The 23,027-nt window shown below is 52.5% G+C and carries 23 protein-coding genes; 9 read left to right on the forward strand and 14 right to left on the reverse strand.

Annotation, left to right across the window (positions count from 1 at the left end; all coding sequences use genetic code 11):
* The 5 genes from SK33_RS00505 to rfaD are packed head-to-tail and all read right to left on the reverse strand — an operon-like array spanning position 1 to position 5,270.
* Positions 1 to 1,014: a glycosyltransferase family 2 protein gene (locus SK33_RS00505; RefSeq protein ID WP_048218833.1), complete on the reverse strand. Its 1,014-nt coding sequence runs from the start codon at positions 1,012 to 1,014 to the stop codon at positions 1 to 3.
* Complete coding sequence (locus tag SK33_RS00510; RefSeq protein ID WP_178317504.1) at positions 1,007 to 2,290, reverse strand: O-antigen ligase family protein; 1,284 nt, start codon at positions 2,288 to 2,290, stop codon at positions 1,007 to 1,009. Before SK33_RS00510 ends, SK33_RS00505 begins: the two co-directional genes overlap by 8 nt.
* Before the next feature lie 16 nt (positions 2,291 to 2,306).
* A complete protein-coding gene (gene rfaC / locus SK33_RS00515; RefSeq protein WP_048218831.1) occupies positions 2,307 to 3,275 on the reverse strand; it encodes a lipopolysaccharide heptosyltransferase RfaC in 969 nt (322 codons plus the stop codon).
* 3 nt (positions 3,276 to 3,278) lie between these two features.
* Complete coding sequence (rfaF, locus tag SK33_RS00520; RefSeq protein WP_048218830.1) at positions 3,279 to 4,325, reverse strand: ADP-heptose--LPS heptosyltransferase RfaF; 1,047 nt, start codon at positions 4,323 to 4,325, stop codon at positions 3,279 to 3,281.
* Between the two features lie 12 nt (positions 4,326 to 4,337).
* Positions 4,338 to 5,270, reverse strand: coding sequence for an ADP-glyceromanno-heptose 6-epimerase (rfaD, locus tag SK33_RS00525; protein ID WP_003827312.1), 933 nt, complete (start codon positions 5,268 to 5,270; stop codon positions 4,338 to 4,340).
* 215 nt (positions 5,271 to 5,485) lie between these two features.
* Between rfaD and kbl the strand changes: the two genes are divergently transcribed.
* The 3 genes from kbl (at position 5,486) to SK33_RS00540 (ending at position 8,947) form a co-directional block, all read left to right on the forward strand.
* The gene (gene kbl, locus SK33_RS00530) at positions 5,486 to 6,682 is read left to right on the forward strand and encodes a glycine C-acetyltransferase (RefSeq protein WP_003024131.1); all 1,197 of its coding nucleotides are present in this window, start codon (positions 5,486 to 5,488) and stop codon (positions 6,680 to 6,682) included.
* A gap of 9 nt (positions 6,683 to 6,691) precedes the next feature.
* Complete coding sequence (tdh, locus tag SK33_RS00535; protein ID WP_003024132.1) at positions 6,692 to 7,717, forward strand: L-threonine 3-dehydrogenase; 1,026 nt, start codon at positions 6,692 to 6,694, stop codon at positions 7,715 to 7,717.
* A gap of 192 nt (positions 7,718 to 7,909) precedes the next feature.
* Entirely contained in the window at positions 7,910 to 8,947 is a 1,038-nt protein-coding gene (locus SK33_RS00540) for a glycosyltransferase (protein WP_003024135.1), read from the forward strand.
* On the opposite strand, the gene SK33_RS00545 is transcribed toward SK33_RS00540, so the two are convergent.
* Genes SK33_RS00545 through gpmM form a run of 3 tightly spaced genes read right to left on the reverse strand, consistent with a single transcriptional unit; the run spans position 8,948 to position 12,724 of the window.
* Entirely contained in the window at positions 8,948 to 9,883 is a 936-nt protein-coding gene (locus SK33_RS00545) for a divergent polysaccharide deacetylase family protein (protein WP_003024138.1), read from the reverse strand. It lies immediately after the preceding gene.
* Positions 9,884 to 9,886: 3 nt separating this feature from the next.
* Positions 9,887 to 11,146 (reverse strand): murein hydrolase activator EnvC, encoded by a 1,260-nt coding sequence (envC, locus tag SK33_RS00550; protein ID WP_229235822.1) that lies wholly within the window; start codon positions 11,144 to 11,146, stop codon positions 9,887 to 9,889.
* A 33-nt stretch (positions 11,147 to 11,179) separates the two neighbouring features.
* Positions 11,180 to 12,724, reverse strand: coding sequence for a 2,3-bisphosphoglycerate-independent phosphoglycerate mutase (gene gpmM, locus SK33_RS00555; RefSeq protein ID WP_003837640.1), 1,545 nt, complete (start codon positions 12,722 to 12,724; stop codon positions 11,180 to 11,182).
* Between the two features lie 248 nt (positions 12,725 to 12,972).
* Here gpmM and SK33_RS00560 point away from each other — a divergent pair, with 248 nt between their 5' ends.
* The 5 genes from SK33_RS00560 to cysE all read left to right on the forward strand — a co-directional run bounded on the left by SK33_RS00560 (position 12,973) and on the right by cysE (position 16,141).
* Positions 12,973 to 13,404 carry a rhodanese-like domain-containing protein gene (locus tag SK33_RS00560; RefSeq protein ID WP_003024148.1) on the forward strand — a complete coding sequence of 144 codons (432 nt, stop codon included), beginning with the start codon at positions 12,973 to 12,975 and terminating at the stop codon, positions 13,402 to 13,404.
* A 52-nt stretch (positions 13,405 to 13,456) separates the two neighbouring features.
* Positions 13,457 to 13,708, forward strand: a complete 252-nt coding sequence (gene grxC / locus SK33_RS00565) for a glutaredoxin 3 (protein WP_003024152.1) — start codon at positions 13,457 to 13,459, stop codon at positions 13,706 to 13,708.
* A 46-nt stretch (positions 13,709 to 13,754) separates the two neighbouring features.
* Positions 13,755 to 14,222 carry a protein-export chaperone SecB gene (gene secB / locus SK33_RS00570; RefSeq protein ID WP_003024155.1) on the forward strand — a complete coding sequence of 156 codons (468 nt, stop codon included), beginning with the start codon at positions 13,755 to 13,757 and terminating at the stop codon, positions 14,220 to 14,222.
* Positions 14,222 to 15,241, forward strand: a complete 1,020-nt coding sequence (gene gpsA / locus SK33_RS00575; RefSeq protein WP_003024157.1) for an NAD(P)H-dependent glycerol-3-phosphate dehydrogenase — start codon at positions 14,222 to 14,224, stop codon at positions 15,239 to 15,241. Before secB ends, gpsA begins: the two co-directional genes overlap by 1 nt.
* Positions 15,242 to 15,319: 78 nt before the next feature.
* On the forward strand, positions 15,320 to 16,141 hold the full coding sequence (gene cysE, locus SK33_RS00580) for a serine O-acetyltransferase (RefSeq protein ID WP_003024160.1): 822 nt from the start codon (positions 15,320 to 15,322) through the stop codon (positions 16,139 to 16,141).
* An 86-nt stretch (positions 16,142 to 16,227) separates the two neighbouring features.
* Here the strand turns inward: cysE and trmL are convergent, their stop codons facing one another.
* From trmL to SK33_RS00610, 6 genes are all read right to left on the reverse strand, one after another.
* The gene (gene trmL / locus SK33_RS00585; protein ID WP_003024163.1) at positions 16,228 to 16,701 is read right to left on the reverse strand and encodes a tRNA (uridine(34)/cytosine(34)/5-carboxymethylaminomethyluridine(34)-2'-O)-methyltransferase TrmL; all 474 of its coding nucleotides are present in this window, start codon (positions 16,699 to 16,701) and stop codon (positions 16,228 to 16,230) included.
* Positions 16,702 to 16,747: 46 nt separating this feature from the next.
* Complete coding sequence (locus SK33_RS00590; RefSeq protein ID WP_003024165.1) at positions 16,748 to 18,088, reverse strand: MFS transporter; 1,341 nt, start codon at positions 18,086 to 18,088, stop codon at positions 16,748 to 16,750.
* A gap of 196 nt (positions 18,089 to 18,284) precedes the next feature.
* Positions 18,285 to 19,475 (reverse strand): FMN-dependent L-lactate dehydrogenase LldD, encoded by a 1,191-nt coding sequence (gene lldD, locus SK33_RS00595; protein ID WP_048218829.1) that lies wholly within the window; start codon positions 19,473 to 19,475, stop codon positions 18,285 to 18,287.
* Positions 19,472 to 20,248 (reverse strand): transcriptional regulator LldR, encoded by a 777-nt coding sequence (lldR, locus tag SK33_RS00600; RefSeq protein WP_048218828.1) that lies wholly within the window; start codon positions 20,246 to 20,248, stop codon positions 19,472 to 19,474. Before lldR ends, lldD begins: the two co-directional genes overlap by 4 nt.
* Positions 20,245 to 21,900: an L-lactate permease gene (lldP, locus tag SK33_RS00605; RefSeq protein ID WP_048218827.1), complete on the reverse strand. Its 1,656-nt coding sequence runs from the start codon at positions 21,898 to 21,900 to the stop codon at positions 20,245 to 20,247. The genes lldR and lldP overlap by 4 nt, the downstream gene beginning before the upstream one ends.
* Before the next feature lie 263 nt (positions 21,901 to 22,163).
* A complete protein-coding gene (locus SK33_RS00610; protein ID WP_003024174.1) occupies positions 22,164 to 22,526 on the reverse strand; it encodes a YibL family ribosome-associated protein in 363 nt (120 codons plus the stop codon).
* A gap of 292 nt (positions 22,527 to 22,818) precedes the next feature.
* Between SK33_RS00610 and SK33_RS00615 the strand changes: the two genes are divergently transcribed.
* The gene (locus SK33_RS00615) at positions 22,819 to 23,025 is read left to right on the forward strand and encodes a hypothetical protein (protein ID WP_003024176.1); all 207 of its coding nucleotides are present in this window, start codon (positions 22,819 to 22,821) and stop codon (positions 23,023 to 23,025) included.
* Positions 23,026 to 23,027: the final 2 nt, after the last annotated feature.

The raw sequence follows: 23,027 nt of genomic DNA on the forward strand, positions 1-23,027 counted from the left end.
TTAAAATCCCTTTCGAAAAAATAAGTTCTTAAAAGCAGATATTGTTTTATATCTTATTTCAGAAATAGAACGATCAATATGGGGATATTTCATCTTAAGAATTATTTTTTTCTTGACGATTTTCGTATCGCAGCATGCTAGTGCATTCTGAATGTCATTCAGCATACTTTCGCTGTAGCGATAATAACCTTTTTTCTTGCGTAATAGTTTACGTCCTTCCAGAAAACAGTTGATGATCATAAGTGTGGCAACAGTACGTTTTGCGCTATTTTTATTTATATAGTTATACATTTTTCGCATAGCAAAAAAGATACTTTCCGCATCACTATCAATAATGTTCTCGGTAATGCTCTTTTCATTTTTCCGGTAAAAATACAATTTGTTTTCAATCTTTAATATTTTATGGCATTTAAAGTATTGGAAAGGGCAGAAAATCATGTCTTCATACCGACGATGTTCTTCGAATCGATCGTTGCCAATAACGTTACGACGGAAGATTTTTGTCATGAGATGCCATTGCCCTGCCCGAAATATTGGCAGAAGAGGAGTATAATTATCATCTGATAATATAATTTCGTGCTGACTAATGTCGTTTTCTATACCAGATGAATTCTGATACAGATTTTTTATATCTCGGGTTAAATTAAATTCGAGAATGTCATATTTTTCATCTCTCAACTTAGGGAGAAGAATAGTGAAATAATCTGCGCAGACAATATCATCACTGTCTACAAAGCCAATATATTTCCCTGTCGCATGGGCAAGCCCAACGTTACGAGTGATTGCAACGCCCTGATTTTTTTGGCTTATATATTTAACATTATGGCAATCTTTTTCGCGGTAAAACGCATTTATACGCTCTTCGGTTAAATCTGTAGAGCCATCATTAACAATTATTACCTCTACATCATCAGTGATGCTCTGATGTATAGACGCCAACGTCGCTGTGATGAGTTCAGCGTTGTTGTATGTAGGTATAATAATGCTCAGTAAATAACCGGAAGTGTTAACCATGGCATCGTTCTCTTGTTGGATTCGAGCTCAGTACTGCTGCTACACATAACGCCAGTACGCTGCTCAGGGCTTCACCTTTGGCATACAATAATAAATCACTCAAGCCATAGATAGCGATTGCGCCTGAGATAACGAACAACAAGGGACTACGTTGCCAGTAAGCTGTTAAAAACATGGCGATATAGAGCAAGAGTAGCACAACAACCCCAGGGATGCCCTTTAGCGAAAAGGTATCAATGACTTCGTTATGCAGGTGGACGTTAATGAACTCAAGTGCCCCTTGTAAGGAAGTATCTTGCACGGCAAGTCGCTGAATTTCTGCTCCGCGTTGTTCAAGTGACTGCCCCCAGTAATGACCTTTCCCAGATTCAATCCCTGCCCGTTGCATCGCCAGTCGCGCACCAATAGAGGTATTACTATTGTCTTGATTATAAGAGTGCAGATCGACCAGGAAGTTCTGATAGCGGCTTTCAATGATTGGTTTTAAGGGAATCGCAGCAACTCCCACCAGTATTACAAAACCCAGCAGTGCCCTTAATAGCATGGTGCGGTTGTGACGATAGTACATCAGGAATAGGCCGACACTCAGGATCGGGTATACCAAAATAGCAGCCCGAGTTTGCGTTGTGATGATGACTGCCAGCGATATCAAAAAATGTAACAGATAGAGTGCAACGGTGTGTTTTAGACGGAGATTAATAATAGCCTGAGACGCTAATAATGCAATTAGCGTCAGAGCGTAGGATGTGCCGGTTTGGTGTTCAAAGCCCAGCGCAACACGGTAGGTCATCATATCTGGTGCCCCGACGACCTCGTAGCCTGCGAAAAGATACAAACCTATTGCTGTAAGAATCGTCCAGAGACTGGTAATGCGAGTTTTGTTGGCACATGGCTCTCGCGATGCCAGCGCGGTCATAACCAGCGCGGTGAAAATCATCACTTTGCCACCGTTCTGGTATGAACGATAGGCACCGGTAAAGGCTGAGCCAGATTGTTTAAATACTTCTACCCAAATAATCTGGAGTAAACCAAAGAGCAGCAACATAACAGGCAAAACCAGATTTTGTTTGTTACTGCACACATGCTTTATATTTTTTCCTATGAGCGGCAGAGACAGAGCCGTGGAGAAAATAAATACCTTCAGCGCTTCATCTGGATTGACCAGCACCATCGCAAGAGTTACCAGGATCCCAGCATAAAATAAGACGTATATAAAATCGAATGGATTATTTTTTATACTACAAACAAAACGAGAAAACATGTGTTGGCGAAGCATGGTTCGTCTCTTAAAGTTAAAGCAAATTATTATCAATTAGCGATACGTTGACTAAGCTTGCGTCCAGATCCTGCAATTTTCCGGAATGGCTCTGCTGTGTATATTGATTCTTCCCATATCCCCCAATCAGTCCGGGATCCGTTGGGCCATACAACGTAATATTGGGGCGATCCAATGCGGCGGTTAAATGGCTGAGACCTGTATCAACCGACACCACAAATTTTGCTCCCGCCAGAATGTGAGCAACCTCTTCCAGACTCATTCGCGGCAGGACATCAACGTAGGGAAAACCTTCCGCCAGCCTTTTGGCGCGCTCTTCTTCATGAGGGGCGCCCCAGGGGAGTTTAATACGGATGCCCGTATTATTTAACAGCTCAATCAGCTCCCGCCAGTTGGCTTCTGGCCAGTGCTTATCATCACGTGTTGTGGCATGCAGAAATACGGCATATTGGCCTGTATCAGCATTACATTCATTCACAAAATGCTGAGCGATAGCGTAATCACCCTGCGACTGCGGTTTGGCATATCCCAGACTTTTGGCGAACAATTCACGCGTACGTTCTACCGCATGCTGCTGTTTAGCAATGTGATGTTTGCGATTATAAAACAGGCTAGCCAGCGGCTCGCGTGCCGTACTCCAGTCCATACCATGCTTGACGCCACGTGCCAGACGCGTCACCAACGCCGCACTTTTAACCAGACCCTGCGCATCAATTATCGCGTCATACTGCTGCAAACGTACCGCATCGCGAAATGCTTTACGCTCGGCTTTAATCGGCGCTGAAAACCAGGCTTTACGCCAGCGGCGAATCGCCACTGGGATGACCCGGTCAACGGCTGCATGCCAGGAAGGGATCTGCGCGAATCCTTCTTCCACCACCCAATCAAATTGAATACCCGGAATAGCCTGCTGCGCATCGGTTAATGCGGGCAACGTATGCAGTACATCGCCCATAGACGACGTTTTAACGATCAGAACCCGCATCCGTCAGGCTTCCTCTTGTAACAACAGGTCGTTGAGTTCTTCCAGTACACGCTTGGGTGTGATGTCAATCAGGCTCTGGTGATAGCCTTCTGCCGCATCGCCCTTGCGCACTTTGTGATAGCCCGTAATCAGACGAATGACCCGCGCTTTGTGCGACAACGGCGGGGTAAAGTCCGGACTACTTGGGCCATACAATGCTACCAGAGGTCGATTCAACGCTGCGGCAACGTGCATTAATCCAGAGTCGTTGGTGACGACCGCTTTGCAGGCGGCGAGCAGAATAACGGCCTGCTCCAGCTGCGTTTCGCCCGCCAGATTACGACACCAGGCCTGCTGCTCAACGCTTAACGTTGCCAGGATTTCATTTCCGGCTTCATGATCTTTTGCCGAGCCAAACAGCACAATCTGATGACCTTCGTCGATCAGCTGTTTTGCCAGTTCAGCATAATGGTAGTGTGGCCAGCGTTTCGCCGGACCAAATTCCGCACCTGGGCAAAAACCGATGATGGGGCGTTCGGCAGAAAGGGAGAACTGGCTACAGGTTAGAGACTTTTCACCTTCGCTGACCTGCAACTGTGGCCACAGCAGAGGCTGCGGCAAATCTTTAGCCGACAGCATGACGCCTTTATCGTAGGCCAGGGCCACATAGCGTTCGACCATCAGCGGCCATGCGTCTTTATCCAGCACACGCGCATCGTTGAGCAGGCCGTAGCGCATTTCACCACGCCAACCGGTACGATGCGGAATACCTGCAAAAAAGGGCACCAGCGCGGATTTAAACGAGTTAGGCAGCACATAAGCGCGGTCATAGCGCTTCTCACGCAGGCTATGACCGAGCTTACGCCGTTCACCAATTTCCAGAGCGCCATGCCCAAGCGGCATCGCGATCGCTTCATTGACTTCCGGCATCCGCGATAACAGCGGACGGCACCATGCAGGTGCCATCACGTCGATTATCGCCTGGGGAAAGCGCGCCTTGAGCGTGCGATAGAGACTTTGCGACATCATCATGTCGCCCACCCATGACGGGCCAACCACCAGAATCCTCATAGATTGCCTGCCTTATGCGTCGCGGTTCAGCCAGGCCATATATTCCGTTACGCCTTCAGCAACGGTCTTAAATGGCTTGTCATAGCCCGCGGCGCGCAGGTTGGTCAGGTCTGCCTGAGTAAACGCCTGGTAGCGGCCTTTCAGTTTTTCCGGGAATGGAATGTACTCAATGCTGCCTTTTTTGTGGTACGCCAGCGTTGCGTCAGCAACGGCCTGGAAAGATTCTGCGCGACCGGTACCGAGGTTAAAGATGCCTGATACCCCGTTTTCCAGGAACCACAGGTTTACCGCAGCCACATCGCCAACGTAAACGAAATCACGTTTGAAGTTTTCGCTGCCTTCGAACAGTTTTGGTGTTTCGCCATTGTTAAGCTGGGTATTGAGGTGGAAAGCAACGCTTGCCATGCTGCCTTTGTGGCCTTCACGCGGTCCGTAGACGTTGAAATAGCGGAAGCCAACAATCTGTGAGTTGGCTTCTGGCAGGATCTGACGCACGTACTCGTCGAACAGGAATTTTGAGTAGCCATAGACGTTCAGCGGTTTCTCATATTCACGGGATTCGATGAAATCAGAAGTGCGACCGCCATAGGTGGCGGCAGAGGATGCGTACAGGAACGGGATTTCACGCTCCAGGCAGTAGTGCAGTAGCTCTTTGGAGTATTGATAGTTGTTATCCATCATATACTTGCCGTCCCACTCGGTGGTGGAAGAGCATGCGCCTTCGTGGAAAATCGCTTCGATATCGCCGAAATCTTCCCCGGCCATAATCTGGATCAGGAAGTCTTCCTTGTCCATGTAGTCAGCAATATTCAGATCCACCAGGTTAACAAACTTGGTGCCGTCTTTCAGGTTGTCCACCACCAGGATGTCGGTGATGCCTTTATCATTCAGGGACTTAACGATGTTGCTGCCGATAAAGCCCGCGCCGCCGGTAACGATGATCATAAATGTAACCTTCGAATTATGGAGTCAGAGACAATCTCAGACACGAATACTTTCTATCATATCACTACATGGCTCAGGCTTCAGCCATTCACCGATAAGCCGTGCGGGTACACGTGATTTATGCTTCATTTTGAAGAAGTGATGATGCGTCATCTCGTATCAACGTATAGCTTTGGGTAATATGTGCTGAAATTTGCCCAGTCTGGAGAATTGAAATGCGTGGGGATTTTTACAAACAGTTAACCAACGATCTCGACACCGCACGTGCGGAAGGATTGTTTAAAGAAGAGCGCATTATTACATCTGCCCAGCAGGCGGATATCACCGTGGCGGACGGAAGCCACGTTATTAACTTTTGTGCGAACAACTATCTGGGACTGGCCAACCACCCGGAGCTGATTGCAGCGGCAAAAGCGGGTATGGATTCTCACGGATTTGGTATGGCTTCGGTTCGCTTTATTTGCGGTACCCAGGATAGCCATAAGCAACTGGAGCAAAAACTGGCGGCATTCCTCGGTATGGAAGATGCCATCCTTTACTCTTCCTGCTTCGACGCCAATGGCGGCCTGTTTGAAACGCTGCTGGGCGCAGAAGACGCAATTATTTCCGATGCCCTGAACCACGCTTCTATCATTGATGGCGTTCGTCTGTGTAAAGCAAAACGTTTCCGTTACGCCAACAACGATATGGTGGAACTGGAAGCTCGCCTGAAAGAAGCACGTGAAGCGGGCGCTCGTCATATCCTGATCGCCACTGATGGCGTGTTCTCTATGGATGGTGTGATCGCTAACCTGAAAGGCGTTTGCGATCTGGCGGATAAATACGACGCGCTGGTCATGGTTGATGATTCCCATGCCGTCGGTTTTGTCGGCGAAAATGGTCGTGGCTCTCATGAATACTGTGACGTGATGGGTCGCGTGGACATCATCACCGGTACGCTGGGTAAAGCACTCGGCGGCGCATCCGGTGGTTACACCGCAGCGCGCAAAGAAGTTGTTGAGTGGCTGCGTCAGCGTTCCCGTCCTTATTTGTTCTCCAACTCACTGGCGCCAGCGATTGTTGCGGCCTCCATTAAAGTGCTGGAAATGGTTGAGGCTGGCAGCGACCTGCGCGACCGCCTGTGGGCGAACGCACGTCAGTTCCGCGAGCAAATGTCTGCCGCAGGCTTTACGTTAGCCGGTGCGGATCACGCGATCATCCCGGTGATGTTGGGTGATGCAGTAGTGGCGCAGGCGTTCGCCCGCGAGCTGCAAAAAGAGGGGATTTACGTTACCGGATTCTTCTATCCGGTGGTTCCAAAAGGCCAGGCGCGTATCCGTACCCAGATGTCTGCGGCGCATACCCCTGAGCAGATTACGCGTGCTGTTGAGGCGTTCACACGCATTGGTAAACAACTGGGCGTTATTGCCTGAGGATGTGAAATGAAAGCGTTATCCAAACTGAAAGCGGAAGAGGGCATTTGGATGACAGACGTTCCTGAACCGGAAGTCGGTCATAACGATTTGCTGATTAAAATCCGTAAAACAGCCATCTGCGGGACTGACGTTCACATTTATAACTGGGATGAATGGTCGCAAAAAACCATCCCAGTACCGATGGTCGTTGGGCATGAATATGTCGGCGAAGTTGTTGGCATCGGCCAGGAAGTTAAAGGCTTTAAAATCGGCGATCGTGTTTCTGGTGAGGGTCATATCACCTGCGGACATTGCCGTAACTGCCGCGGTGGACGTACTCACCTGTGCCGCAATACCACCGGTGTCGGTGTAAACCGTCCGGGCTGCTTTGCGGAGTACCTGGTGATCCCGGCATTTAACGCATTTAAAATCCCGGACAATATCTCCGACGACCTGGCGTCTATCTTCGATCCGTTCGGTAATGCAGTGCACACGGCGCTGTCGTTCGATCTGGTTGGGGAAGATGTACTGGTGTCCGGTGCGGGTCCAATCGGTATTATGGCGGCGGCGGTCGCGAAGCACGTTGGCGCACGCCACGTGGTGATCACCGACGTTAATGAGTATCGCCTTGAGCTGGCGCGCAAAATGGGTATCACTCGCGCGGTCAACGTATCGAAAGAGAATCTGACCGACGTGATGGCTGAACTGGGTATGACCGAGGGGTTTGATGTGGGCCTGGAGATGTCCGGGGCGCCGCCAGCGTTTCGCGCTATGCTGGACACCATGAATCACGGTGGCCGTATTGCTATGCTGGGTATTCCGCCATCTGATATGTCCATCGACTGGACGAAAGTTATCTTTAAAGGACTGTTTATTAAAGGTATCTACGGTCGTGAGATGTTTGAGACATGGTACAAAATGGCTGCACTGATCCAGTCTGGTCTGGATTTGTCGCCGATCATCACCCATCGATTCTCCATTGATGAATTCCAGCAGGGCTTTGACGCGATGCGTTCAGGCCAGTCAGGGAAAGTGATCCTGAGCTGGGATTAACCGTATCCACCCTGTGGATTCTGTGTGTTGTCCCCGGATGTTGATTATCATTAATCATCCGGGGCGTTTTTTGCCTGCACAATCTCTCCCGCCCGGCGCATTTTCCGCTAAAGAATTAATAATTTTTTCTGAAAATCTACCGCTTAATATGCTAAAAAGTGCCGATTACTCTATTGTCTGGCTGGATTTGATATGACCTATATCCCTGGTCTCCTGAGCGTCATTATGCCGCTTTACAACACGGGTGAACCGTTCATTGCGTGTATGGATTCGCTGATTGCGCAAACCTGGAAGAACCTGGAGATCATCATTGTTAATGATGGCTCTACGGATAACTCTGCGGAGCTTGCTCAGTCTTATGCGGATCGTTATCCGCACGTTCATCTGCTGCACCAGCGCAATGGGGGCGTTTCGGCGGCGCGCAATACCGGTATGAAAGTCGCCAGGGGGGAGTACATCGCGTACGTAGACGGCGATGATATTGCCTACCCGGAAATGTATGAAACGCTGATGACTATGGCGCTGAAAGACAACCTGGATGTTGCGCAGTGCAACGCTGATTGGTGTATTGCGGAAACCGGCCACACTTGGGCATCCATTCCTACCGATCGTATTCGTTCTACCGGCGTGATGACCGGGCCAGACTGGTTACGCAAAGCGTTAGCCAGCCGCCGTTGGCGACACGTTGTCTGGATGGGCGTTTATCGTCATCAGACTATCCGCGACGCGGGGCTGACCTTCCTGTCTGGCCTGCATCACCAGGATATTATCTGGACGACGGAGTTTATGTTTAATGCGAAGCGCGCGCGTTACACGGAAATCCCTCTGTATAAATACTTCCTGCACGGCGCATCTGTTAGCCGTCTGCCGCGCACCGGGCTGAAAAACCTCGCTTACCAGCGCCACTACATCAAAATTACCCGTCTGCTGGATAAGATGAATCACGACTACGCCGGGCGTATTCCCATTTACCCGGAATTCAAACAGCAGGTGATTTACGAAGCGCTGCGCGTTTGTCATTGCATACGTAAAGAGCCAGACGAGAAAATCCGCCAGCGCATGATTGCTGAAGTATTCGTGTCGGGTATGTTCAAGCGTATGGTAAGCAATATTTGCAGCGTTAAGCTGGGCTATCAGGTGCTGTTGTGGGCCATCCGCTTTAGCCAGTGGCGCGATAAAGCACTGACGCCGCGCCGCCTGGCTCATTTAACGCTGGATAGCAAAGAGTGATTATTGCCAGCCCTGCCACTGCAGGCGCATATATTGCACCAGCGTGCTTTGGGTAATGCTTTCGCCGAGCACGCTGAAGAAGCGGCTGGCGTACACTGGCTCTAACGGCTGCTTCGGTTTGCATAATTTCACCCCGCGGAAAGGATTACGCGGCGCATCAGGTGTACCGTTCTTCGGTGGCGTGAGGTTTGGTCTGGAGGTATCCACCTGCGGTTCATTGAGCAGGCTGCTTGGGCGAACCAACGTGATGTCGGCTGGCAGGCTATACAGCATCTGCTGCAGGACACGAACCGTAGACGGGTGAGGGTGGCCAATGGCGATTGCGGAACCGTTGCGGCGCGCCAACTCGACTGCACGATTAAACTGACGGCGAATATCGGCTTCGTTTTGCGTGTCATCCAGGAAGACTTTGCGTTTGATGACTTTCACACCGGTCCCTGACGCTGCGCGCATTGCCTGGCTGTTACCAATGGTCATGCTGTCCAGGAAGTAGAGATCGTAGCGCTCCAGCGCCTGCATCACCTTCTGCATGCCAAACAGGCTGGAGGTCATCGCGCTGCCCATATGGTTGTTCAGACCGACCGCATTCGGTACTTTGCTTACCGCGTCGCGAATAATTCGCTCAATCTCTTCGCTGCTCATTTCAGGGCGTAAAGTATCTTTCTCTAACGGCTGCTTGCTCAGCGGTGCCATTGGCAGATGGATTAAGACTTCATGCCCGCTGTTATGCGCTTTGATTGCCATTTCACGCGCATGTGGGGCGTTAGGCAGAACGGCAACGGAGATGGTAGAAGGCATCGCCAGTACCTGGTTTTCAGTGTGTGGGCGATAGCCGAAATCATCAATGACGATGGCGAGTTTGCCAGCAAAAACAGGTGTTGCGAAGGCCAGCAGGCTGGCGAGAGAGAGTAGTAGACGACGAAATTGTTGTGGCAAAACTTATCTTCCCAACCACGGCTGTGGATTGACCGCCTGACCCTGGCGACGAATTTCGAAATAGAGTGCCGGCCTGCCCTGACCGCCGCTGCTACCCACTAGTGCTATAGGCTGCCCGGCGCGAACCTGCGTACCGACGCTGACCAGTGCGCTCTGGTTATAACCGTACAGGCTCATATCGCCTTTACCGTGCTCAACGACGACCACCAGGCCATAGCCCTGCAACCAGTCCGCCAGAATGACGCGACCATCGGCAATGGCTTTAACTTCGGTGCCTTCGGATGCACCAATAACCATCCCCTTCCAACGTAGCTCACCCTGCAGTTGTTCGCCATAACGATGTAGGGTTGGACCCCGAACGGGCCAGAATGCCTGGCCGCGTGGCGAACCCAAACCGCCGGTACGTGACATCAGAGATTTTTCACTTTCGGTCGGTTTGTAGGTTGAGCCTTTCCGTGATGCATCCTGTTGCTTATCGCGTACGGCCTGCGCCTCGCGGGCTTCACGTTCCGCGCGTGCTTTGGCTGCGGCTTCGGCGCGAGCAATGCTGTTGCGCAGGCGCGATTCGTTGGCGCGCATTTCGCCTAGCTGCTGCTGACCCTGTTGAATCGATGATTCCAGACTCGAAAGCGTTTTCTGGCGTTCGTTACGTGCCTGTTCCAGCTTAGCCTGCTGAGCGCGCTGTTCGTACAGTAGCGTCTGCTGTTCGCTTTGCTTATCTTCCAGCTCGGCTTTTTGCGAGTCGACCTCTTCGCGGGTTTGTTTCAGCTGCGCGATAGTTTCTTGCCTCGCCTGGTTCAGGTAGCCGAAATAGGCTTGCAGGCGCTGTCCGCGCTGGCTTTCTTCGCCGCTAAGGATGAGCTGAATACCGGTGTGTTCACCCTGGCGAAACGCGGCGTCTAACTGGGCTGCCAGACTGCGCTCTTGCGCTGCTCGTTGCTTTTCCAGCTTCGCGAGTGCTGCGTTCATCTCTGCGATTTGCGCGTTCAGCTGTGCCAGTGAGTTCTGCGTTTCGCGTAACTGCCTTGCGGCAACGGCGATGGCTTGTTCCTGAGCTTTAAGCTGAGCGAGGAGAGTGGAACGTTGTTGTTGCTGTTGGCGTACCGCGCGTTCTTTTGCCGCGATATCGGCCTGAATCGATTTGAGCTGGTCGCGTTCGTCCGCGTGGGCGGAAAAGGCGCACAGCAATACGCCAGCGCTAAGCGCGCTGGCGTAGAACAAGGGCCTGACTGAAAACTTACGCGGTTTCACGGCCCGAGTGATGGTATTAATCGCCTTTCCCCTCATGGGGAGGGATTATTCCACGATGAACAGCGGCTTACCAGTCATCTCTTGCGGGATTTCCATACCCATCAGCGTCAGCATCGTCGGGGCGATATCAGAAAGTTTGCCGCCTTCGACTGCTTTGACGTTCTTACCACCGACATAAATCAGCGGAACGGGCAGGTTGGTATGTGCAGTATGTGCCTGACCGGTGGACGGATCGCGCATCTGCTCTGCGTTACCGTGGTCTGCGGTGATCAGCAACTGGCCGCCAACGGACTCAACCGCTTTAGTCACCTGCTCAACGCAGTGATCCAGCGCTTCAACCGCTTTAACCGCTGCTTCCATCACCCCGGTGTGACCAACCATGTCGCCGTTCGGGTAGTTACAAATGATGGTGTCGTATTTACCGCTCTCAATCGCTGCAACCAGCTTCTCAGTCAGTTCAGCAGAGCTCATTTCCGGCTGCAGATCGTAGGTCGCAACTTTCGGAGAGTTGATCAGGATGCGGTCTTCGCCTTTGAACGGCTCTTCTACGCCGCCGTTGAAGAAGAAGGTCACGTGCGCATATTTTTCAGTTTCGGAAATACGCAGCTGCGTTTTTTCGTTCTTCGCCATCCACTCACCAAAGGTGTTGGCCAGAGATGCTGGTGGGTAAGCAACCGCAGTTTTGATGTCTGCCGCGTATTCGGTCAGCATCACAAAGTTGAGGTTAACGACTTTCTTACGGGCGAAGCCGTCGAAATCAGCGTTAACAAACGCACGGGTGATTTCACGCGCACGGTCAGCACGGAAGTTCATGAAAATCAGCGTATCGCCATCTTCCATAGCAGCATCTGCCTGACCTTCGGCACGGATCACGGTGGCTTTAACGAATTCGTCGTTTTCGTCGCGGGCATAAGCAGCCTGCAGACCTTCAACCGCCGTAGCGAACTGGAACTCGCCCTTCGCCAGCGTCATCAGATCGTAAGCCTGTTCAACGCGATCCCAACGGTTGTCGCGGTCCATAGCGTAGTAACGACCGATGATGGACGCTACGCGGCCTTTGCCCAGCGCGGCAAATTTCTCTTCGAATTTCTGCAGTGAATGTTCAGCGCTGCGCGGCGGGGTATCACGACCATCAAGGAAAGCGTGCAGATAGATTTTTTCAGCGCCGCGTTCAGCGGCCATTTCTACCATCGCCATGATGTGATCTTCGTGGCTGTGAACGCCGCCAGCAGAGAGCAGACCCATGATGTGTACCGCTTTCCCGGCATTTTTTGCCTGGTCGACCGCATCGGTCAGCACCGGGTTAGCGAAGAAAGTACGTTCTTTGATTTCAACGTCCAGACGGGTAAGGTCCTGATACACGATACGGCCCGCGCCCAGGTTGACGTGACCCACTTCGGAGTTGCCCATCTGGCGATCGGGCAGGCCGACTTCCAGACCGGACGCATCAATCAGGGTATGCGGACGTTTTGCCCACAGCGCATCCATTACCGGGGTTTTAGCACTAAAAATGGCGTTATCCTGGCTGTCTTCGCGATAGCCGTAGCCATCCAGAATCACCAGTACCATAGGTTTTTTAGAAACCGACATTGCGACAACCTCACACTCAAGAGATAAAAAATAATTGCGTAATTTTACTACAGCTGAATCGATAAAGTAGCCCCCGAAGATCAAATAATGGGGGATCGCGTGCTAAGGGGAACACCGATTTACATTTTTTTTTCCGTAGCGCCCCGCAAAAATGCAATCCAATGCACGCTCTGGCTGTATTTGCGCCAACGCGCAGGTATACTCCTTTCCTGGTTTTTTAATCACTGAGTCGGGAGTTGTTACCCCCCATGCAAGAAATTATGCAATTTGTTAGTCGCCACCCTGTCTTGAGTATCGCCTGGATTGCGTTACTGGCGGCTGTATTATTTACCACGTTTAAGAGCCTGACCTCAAAAGTGAAGGTGATTACTCGCGGCGAAGCTACACGTCTCATCAACAAAGAAGACGCCGTTGTTGTGGATTTACGCCAGCGCGACGACTTCCGCAAAGGCCATATCGCAGGCTCCACTAACCTGCTGCCGAGCGAAATCAAAGCCAACAATTTTGGCGAACTTGAAAAACACAAAAACAAACCTGTGATTGTGGTTGATGGTTCAGGCATGCAGTGCCAGGATTCAGCAACTGCGCTGATTAAAGCCGGTTTTGAGCAGGTATCCGTACTGAAAGACGGCGTAGCGGGCTGGAGTGGTGAGAATCTGCCACTGGTTCGCGGCAAGTAATTTACCCGTCTTCTTTCATGCCGCAGGGTAAAAAGAACACTGGAGATAAGTCATGGCCAATATTGAGATCTACACCAAAGCAACCTGCCCGTTTTGCCATCGCGCAAAAGCGCTGTTGAACAGCAAGGGTGTGAGTTTCCAGGAGCTTCCGATTGACGGCGATGCCGTAAAGCGTGAAGAGATGATCAAGCGCAGTGGCCGTACGACGGTTCCGCAGATTTTTATTGATGCACAGCACATTGGCGGTTGTGACGACTTGTATGCGTTGGATGCGCGTGGTGGACTGGATCCCCTGCTGCGATAAGGCGTACTGAAAGTATTTAAAGGACAACACTAAGGGTTTTCTAAACATGTCAGAACAAAATAACACTGAAATGGCTTTCCAGATCCAACGTATCTATACCAAGGATGTGTCTTTCGAAGCGCCAAATGCACCGCATGTTTTCCAGAAAGATTGGCAGCCAGAGGTTAAACTGGATCTTGATACCGCATCTACCCAACTGGCAGATGACGTGTATGAAGTAGTGCTGCGTGTCACCGTAACGGCTTCCTTGGGTGAAGAAACTGCGTTCCTGTGCGAAGTTCAGCAGGGCGGTATTTTCTCCATCAGTGGTATCGAAGGGACTCAGATGGCGCATTGCCTGGGCGCATACTGCCCGAACATTCTGTTCCCGTATGCCCGTGAATGCATCACCAGCCTGGTATCACGCGGTACGTTCCCGCAACTGAACCTTGCGCCGGTCAACTTTGATGCGCTGTTCATGAACTATTTACAGCAGCAGGCTGGCGAAGGTACTGAAGAACATCAGGATGCCTGATGAACCAAAGTAATGCTTCAATGACTGTGATTGGTGCCGGCTCGTACGGCACCGCTCTTGCCATCACCCTGGCAAGAAATGGCCATCAGGTTGTCCTGTGGGGCCATGATCCGAAACATATCGCGACCCTTGAGCACGATCGCTGCAACGTCGCGTTCCTCCCTGATGTGCCTTTTCCCGAAACGCTGCGCCTGGAAAGTGATTTAGCCACTGCGCTGGCCGCCAGTCGTAATATCCTGGTGGTGGTGCCGAGCCACGTCTTTGGCGAAGTGCTGCGTAACATCAAACCGCTGATGCGTCCTGACGCACGACTGGTCTGGGCGACAAAAGGTCTGGAGGCGGAAACGGGGCGTCTGCTGCAGGACGTCGCGCGTGAAGCGCTGGGGGACTCAATTCCACTGGCGGTTATTTCCGGCCCGACGTTCGCCAAAGAGCTGGCAGCAGGTATGCCGACGGCGATCTCTCTGGCCTCGACGGACGACGCCTTTGCTGACGATCTCCAGCAGTTGCTGCACTGCGGCAAAAGCTTTCGCGTTTACAGCAACCCGGATTTCATTGGCGTGCAGCTTGGCGGCGCGGTGAAAAACGTCATTGCGATTGGTGCGGGGATGTCTGACGGCATCGGTTTTGGCGCGAATGCGCGTACCGCATTGATCACCCGTGGACTGACCGAAATGTCTCGCCTTGGCGCGGCGCTGGGTGCCGATCCTGCCACCTTTATGGGGATGGCGGGTTTAGGCGATCTGGTGCTGACCTGTACCGACAACCAGTCGCGTAACCGTCGTTTTGGCATGATGCTCGGCCAGGGTATGGACGTGCAGGGCGCGCAGGACAAGATTGGTCAGGTGGTTGAAGGCTACCGCAATACGAAAGAAGTTCGTGAATTGGCGCACCGTTTTGGTGTCGAGATGCCAATAACCGAGGAAATTTATCAAGTATTGTATTGCGGAAAAAACGCGCGCGAGGCAGCATTGACGTTATTAGGTCGTGCGCGCAAGGACGAGCGAAGCAGCCACTAGCCGTAAGGAACCGTTTCAATCTAACGACCCGACCCGCGAAGAACGGGTCGGTCGTTTTGCTACCTTCTGGAGTACGCAATGCCGTGTGAAGAACTGGATATCGTCTGGAAAAACATTAAAGCGGAAGCCCGGGCACTGGCGGAATGTGAGCCAATGTTGGCCAGTTTTTACCACGCAACGCTGCTCAAACATGAAAATCTCGGCAGTGCGCTAAGCTATATGCTGGCGAATAAACTCGCTTCTCCAATCATGCCCGCCATTGCGATTCGCGAAGTCGTGGAAGAGGCCTATGCCGCCGATCCTGAAATGATTGCCTCAGCGGCCTGTGATATTCAGGCGGTACGTACGCGTGACCCGGCTGTCGATAAATATTCCACCCCACTTCTGTACCTGAAGGGTTTTCATGCGCTTCAGGCCTACCGTATCGGTCACTGGCTGTGGCATCAGGGGCGTCAGGCGCTGGCGATCTTCCTGCAAAATCAGGTGTCCGTTACCTTCCAGGTAGACATTCATCCGGCGGCAAAAATTGGCCGTGGGATTATGCTCGATCACGCAACCGGCATTGTGGTCGGTGAAACGGCAGTGATTGAAAATGATGTCTCTATTCTGCAATCCGTCACGCTAGGCGGGACCGGTAAAGCCGGCGGCGATCGTCATCCGAAAATTCGTGAAGGTGTAATGATTGGCGCGGGAGCAAAAATTCTCGGCAACATTGAAGTCGGGCGCGGCGCGAAGATTGGCGCAGGTTCCGTGGTTTTACAACCGGTACCCCCGCATACCACTGCGGCAGGCGTACCTGCACGCATCGTCGGTAAGCCTGACAGCGATAAACCGTCTATGGATATGGATCAGCATTTCAACGGGATTCATCATACTTTCGAATACGGTGATGGCATCTGATTTCGAGCTATGCCCGGCGGCGCAGTGCTTACCGGGCCTACAAATCTCGTAGGTCGGATAAGGCGTCAGCCGCCATCCGACACAAATCAACTACGCAATACCGCGCCGGGATAACCTAACTGGCGCCAGGCCTCATACACCACCACCGACACCGCATTTGACAGGTTCATGCTGCGACTGTCCGGCATCATCGGAATTCGAATTTTTTGTTCGGCTGGCAGCGCGTCGAGGATGCTGGGTGGCAGACCGCGAGTTTCCGGGCCAAACATCAGATAATCCCCATCCTGATAGCTTACTGCGCTATGCGCTGGCGTACCTTTGGTGGTCAGGGCAAACAGACGTTGCGGATTTTCTGCGGCGACGAAGCTGGCGTAATCAGGGTGGCGCAGCACGGCGGTAAACTCATGGTAATCCAGCCCCGCGCGACGCAGGCGCTTGTCGTCCCAGGTAAAGCCCATTGGCTCAATAATATGCAGACGAAAGCCGGTGTTGGCGCAAAGACGGATAATATTGCCGGTATTTGGCGGGATTTCTGGTTCAAATAAAACGATGTTAAGCATACTGCCCCCTTGATAACGGGGGGCAGAATAGCAGAAAGCGCGGGTACTATGCGACGGTCAGCGCGTGCGGTTTATAGCGTTGCAGTTTGTAAATCGTTGCGGCAGCCGCAACCAGCGCCGGAAGGCTGAGGAACATTAATATACTGTCTGCCTGCCATTGCAGGGAAAGCAACTGGGCGCTCATCATCGTTCCGGCTACGCCACCGAAGCGGCCCACGCCCTGCATCCAGGCAATGCCCGTCGCGCGACAGTGGGTCGGATAAAACGTGGCGGCCAGCGTCTGCAGCCCGGACTGCGCGCCGTTCATGGTAATCCCCATCAGGAAGATCAGTGCGCCGAACAGGATAATATGGTTATGTTCAAACCCGAGAGCGAGGGCAAACAGCATCGTCAGAATAAAGCCGAGTGACACCACTTTATGCGCTTCCCAACGGTCCATTAACCAACCGGCCAGCAGGATCCCTGCGGTACCGCCGAAGGTAAACAGTGAGGTCAGCCAGGCGGATTCAGCCAGCGGATAGCCCATTCCCAGCATCAGCGTTGGCATCCAGCTCAACAGCACGTAATAGATAACCAATCCCATAAAGTAGGTCATCCAGAGCATCAGCGTGCCCGGCAGCCAGGGCATACTGAATAGCTGTGCCACGCTGCCTTTTTTGACTGTGACGCGGTCTTCATCCAGATAAAACTGGGTAACCTGTTCCAGACTTCCCGACATAAAGCGTTGAGCAATGCGTTTAACCTGTGCAACCCCTTTACCGCGGTGAACCAGATACTTCACCGACTCCGGCAGGAACAGCACCAACAATACGGTGAGGGCCAGCGGGGCAATCGCACCGGCAAGCAGGACGCTGTGCCAGCCGTAGTTAGGGATAAGCCAGGAGGAGATCACCCCGCCGCCTGCAGCCCCTAACGGAAAGCCGCAGTACATGGTGTTAATCGCCATTGAACGACAGCGTTTTGGTGCAAATTCTGACACCAGGGTGATGGCATTGGGCATTGCAGCACCAAGACCTAGCCCGGTGAGAAAGCGCCAAAATGTGAGCATATTCAGCGTCTGGGCATAGGCAGTTCCCAGACTGGCGAGGCCAAAAAACAGACAGGAAAAGACCAGCACGCGTTTACGGCCCATACGATCGGAAATCGGTCCGGCCAGCAGTGCACCAAATGACAGGCCCAATAGCGCGGCGCTTAACACCGGTCCGAGATCCTGTTTCTTGATGCCCCAGTCGGCTGAGAGCGTGGGCGCAATATAGCCCATCGCCGCCGTATCGAAGCCGTCGATGGCCAGGACCAGAAAACCCAGGACAATAATGACCCAGTGGAAGCGCGAAAAAGGACTGTCATCTATCGCCTGCTGGATATTCACTTTTCCGGAATAAGCCATGTTACCCTCGCCCGTTATGATGGTTGTTATCTGTATATTTCGCCCTTGTATTAGCTTGTATATACATCTGACAGGTGGATAAAAAGTTGTCAAATATATTGGTTATAAATGTTAACTGGTCGTTATTTTTTGGATGAAAAATGGCCGGACTGAGAACAGACCGACCATGCAGAAAGTGGGTTTTATGGGGATATTGTTACGCCGCGCTACCCTGAACCAGAGGTGCCAGCGCAGCAGGCAGGCTTTTTCCCAGTTCTTGTACCAGCGAATCATGACTGATTTCGCTAATCGATTTTGCACCGGTCAGGGTCATTGCCACCTTCATCTCTTTCTCGATCAGATTCAGCAGATTCGCCACACCGGCCTGACCGTGGGTTGCCAGCGCGTACAGATAAGCACGGCCCAGCAGCACGCTATCCGCACCCAGCGCAATCATGCGTACGACGTCCAGACCGTTGCGGATCCCGCTGTCTGCCAGAATCGCGATATCGCCTTTTACCGCATCGGCAATAGCGGGCAGCGCGCGGGCTGAAGACAGCACGCCGTCTAACTGGCGACCACCGTGGTTAGAGACAACGATGCCATCAGCGCCGAAGCGTACGGCGTCGCGAGCATCTTCAGGATCGAGGATCCCTTTGATCGCCATCGGACCATCCCAAAATTCGCGGATCCACTCGAGGTCTTTCCAGGAAATTGACGGATCGAAGTTATTCGCCAGCCAACCGATGTAATCCTCAAGGCCGGTGGGTTTGCCAAGATAGGTCGAGATATTGCCTAAATCATGCGGGCGACCGTTCAGGCCAACGTCCCATGCCCATTGTGGATGGGTGACTGCCTGCCAGTAGCGGCGCAGTGCGGCATTTGGGCCGCTCATCCCGGAATGGGCGTCACGGTAGCGTGCGCCAGGTGTTGGCATATCGACGGTAAAGACCAGCGTGGAACAACCCGCCGCTTTAGCGCGTTCCAGGGCGTTACGCATAAAGCCGCGATCGCGCAGAACATACAGCTGAAACCACATCGGACGCTTGATAGTCGGGGCGACTTCTTCAATCGGGCATACGGATACTGTGGAAAGCGTAAACGGAATGCCTTTGGCATCAGCGGCGGCGGCGGCCTGAACTTCGCCCCGACGCGCATACATGCCGCACAGACCGACAGGTGCAAGGGCCACCGGCATGGAGAGCGTTTCGTTGAACAGCTTTGTCTCCAGGCTCAGGTCGGACATATTCTTCAGCACGCGCTGGCGAAGGGCCACCTCCGACAGGTCTGCCACGTTACGGCGCAAAGTGTGCTCTGCATACGCCCCACCGTCAATATAGTGGAACAAGAAGGGGGGTAGGATGCGCTGGGCTGCGGCGCGATAGTCGCTGGCTGCTGAAATAATCATGTGTTGTTCTCCCTGCTATTCTCACCAGGGTCACCGGGCAGGCGGGTGATTCGCGCCTGGCGGGCCTGATCTTCATCAAATCGTTTAATCGTGGTGTGGACAAAATTGAGGTGCGCCATCATCGCTTTACGCGCGCCGTCGGCATCTCCGGCAACAATCGCATCCAGTACAGCCTGATGCTGTGCCGTCAGTTGTGAAAATACGGGCGGCACGAGGTACATACGCTGGCGGCTCTGTTTCACCGAAGACTGCAATACGTCGAAGAAACCGCGCATGGTCTGTAACAGCACCACGTTGTGTGAGGCCTCTGCAATGGCGAGATGAAAGCGAACGTCTGCCTGCGAGGCGAGATCTGGATCTTCGCTTTGTGTGGCCTCGAAACAGAGCCTGATCTTCTCTTTGTCGGCAGCAGTGGCACGCATAGCTGCGTGCCAGGCGGTGCTGGCTTCGATGGCGTGGCGGGCTTCCAGAATATCGAAACTGTAATCAGGATCGTCCGCCAGCAGGGTTTTCAGCGGCTGAACGATGTTTTGTTCAGACCATGCCTCATGCTGCCAGCGGATAAACGTCCCACCGCCACGACGGCTAATCAGTACGCCTTCACTCACCAGCTTTGCTAACGCCTCGCGCAGCGAGTTGCGCGATACGCCGAGCTGTACGGCCAACTGGCGCTCAGCGGGCAACTTCATGCCCGCTTCCAGCTGTTGTTCTTCAATCAGCGCCCGCACACGAGATGCGACTTCGTCTGACAGGCGTCTGGGCATCACTATCATGGAATCATCCAGGTTAAGACATAGGCCTGCAGTGTGGTAATCACACCCACCATGCAGGTGAAAATCAGACTGTGCTTCACGGTAAAGCGGAACAGGTCAGACTCTTTTCCCACTAATCCCACTGCCGCACAGGCGATAGCGATAGATTGCGGAGAGATCATCTTTCCGGTCACGCCGCCGGTGGTATTTGCAGCCACCATCAATACATCCGAAACACCGATTTGCTGAGCGGCCGTGGCCTGTAGGGCGGCAAACAGTGCGTTTGATGAGGTGTCGGATCCAGTCAGGAATACCCCCAGCCAGCCAAGGAACGGCGAGAAGAAGGTAAATGCGCTGCCGGTGTGCGCCAGGGCCAATGCCAGGGTGGATGAAAGCCCGGAGTAGTTAGAGATAAAGGCGAATGCCAGCACCATCCCGATGGAGTAGATAGGCAGCGCCAGATCTTTCAGCGTGCTACCAAAGGTCTGAAGCGCAGCAGACGGCTTCATCTTCAGCCAGACGATGGACAGCAGGGCGGCAAACAGTATTGCGGTACCGGTCGCGGAGAACCAGTCAAATTTGTACACCGCCGCGTAGGCTGTGGCTTCGTGTACGACCGGCGGCATACGGGCAACTAGCTTGTCGAGGAACGGAACCGGAATATTGACTACCCAGTGGTCCATCGCGCCGCCTGGCGCAAACAGCGCTTTAAACGGCGGTATACTCCACAGCGTGACGGTAGCTGTCAGGAACAGGAACGGCGACCAGGCGCGGATGATTTGCCCGGCGGTGTAGCGGGTGCGCGACAGATCCATATCGACCTGCGAAGCGCCCATATCACCAAAGCGGAAGATGCGTACCGGTTGCCAGCGCTTCAGGAACAGCGTCAGACAGACCAGGGAAACCAGAGAAGAGATGATGTCCGGCAGTTCCGGTCCGATAAAGTTAGAGCTGAGATACTGCGCGATAGCAAACGAGCCGCCAGCGACCATCACCGCAGGCCAGGTTTCTTTCACGCCACGCCAGCCATCCATAATCGCCATAATCCAGAACAGCACGATAATGGTCAGGAACGGCAGTTGACGGCCCACCATCTGGCCAATCTCGAAGCTGTCCAGCCCGGTAACCTGACCGGCAACCAGAATCGGAATGCCCATTGCCCCAAAAGCGACTGGAGCGGTGTTTACGATCAAGCACAAGCCTGCCGCATACAGTGGGTTAAAGCCAAGGCCAACCAGCAGCGCGGCGGTAATCGCTACCGGAGCACCGAAGCCTGCCGCCCCTTCGAGGAATGCCCCAAAGGAGAAACCGACAATCAGCATTTGCAGACGCTGGTCTGGGGTAATCGAGAGTATCGAGGAGCGGATAATATCGAACTGCCCAGTCTTCACCGAGATTTTATAGACGAATACCGCAGCGATAATGATCCAGGCAATTGGCCACAGACCGTAGAAGAAACCGTACACTACGGATGCCAGAGCGTGATCGACCGGCATTTTGTAAAACAGCAAGGCGACCGACAAAGCGATCACCACCGTCCATGACGCCGCAACGTAGCCTTTCAGCTTGAGCTTAATCAGGGCGAAGAAAAAGAACAGGATGGGGAGCGATGCGATCAGACTGGAAAGCCAGATGTTACCGGCCGGGTCGTAGTTCTGTTGCCAGAGATTCATTGCAGGTCTCCTGGGGGCCGCCGACATAATGGAATGAGTCTTTGCTCAAATCTTCGTCACATTATGTGTAAAAGTGGCCCTGCCAATATTGTTGTGTAGGGGTAATGACAATGAATGGTTAATCAAATGTTATTTATTGGCAACGGTATTGTACGCACATTTTAATGAAATGTGAGGTGCTGGTATGATCTGGCTAAAATTGGTAGGGCCAATTTCGAGGGGGAAGTGAAGGACCGGGCAAGCGGATGTTGCCCGGTGGGAGATCAGAACTCGCTCTTCGCGAAGCCCGTCATCTCTTTCAGGCCCATTTCACGGCCAAGCTCGGTCATCGGGTGAACGACAATCAGGCCGCGCACGCTCTTCTTCAGCTTGCCCATGTCGGCCTGTTCTTTTTTGGTGATGGTACGACGGAAAGGGAGTTTCGTCAGCTTTTGCGCTTCTTTGCTCAGCTTCTGACCATGGACTTCACGCAGACGCGCAATCTCGTTTTCCAGAGTTTCTTTCTCTTGCTCCAACTCAGCATATTTGTCGGCGGCTTCAACCAGAGACAGGTCAGCCTGCTGGTGGCGGATAGCGTCCAGACGATCGCTCAGGCGTTTAATTTCGTTTTTTTCGACTTCTTTCATAGGATAGCTTCTGATAAAAATAGGATGAATATCCTATAGTATGCGCGCAGAGCGGGATTATTCACAACTAATCGAAGATAAATAATCAAATGTTGCAAGTATTATTCAGCTAATGAAAATATTACTATTTTGATTAATAAGGAATTTTAAGCGATAAGATCGACCATGGCGCATTTTGTTGGCGGGTTCATAGTGAAGCACGTTTTCCTTAATGTATTTGCCAAACCGATCCTAAACTTAAATGATCAACCGCGCAGGCTGAGCGCGGTTAATACATGGAGGAGGGAAGATTATGGCGAAAATAGGTGAGAACGTTTCGGCTCTAATTGATAAGACGGTCGATTTTATGGCTTCAAGCCAGGCTTTTCGCGAGTATCTGAATAAAACACCGCCACGCAACGTTGTCCCTTCTGAAATACCGCAGGAGAATGCGCAGTTGTATCTGCAACGTCTGGCGTACTATCGGCAGCTTTATCGACCGCAGCAGGAAGAGAAATAAGC

The organism is Citrobacter sp. MGH103 (assembly GCF_001034475.2).
In the GTDB taxonomy this organism is placed as follows: Bacteria; Pseudomonadota; Gammaproteobacteria; order Enterobacterales; family Enterobacteriaceae; genus Citrobacter; species Citrobacter freundii.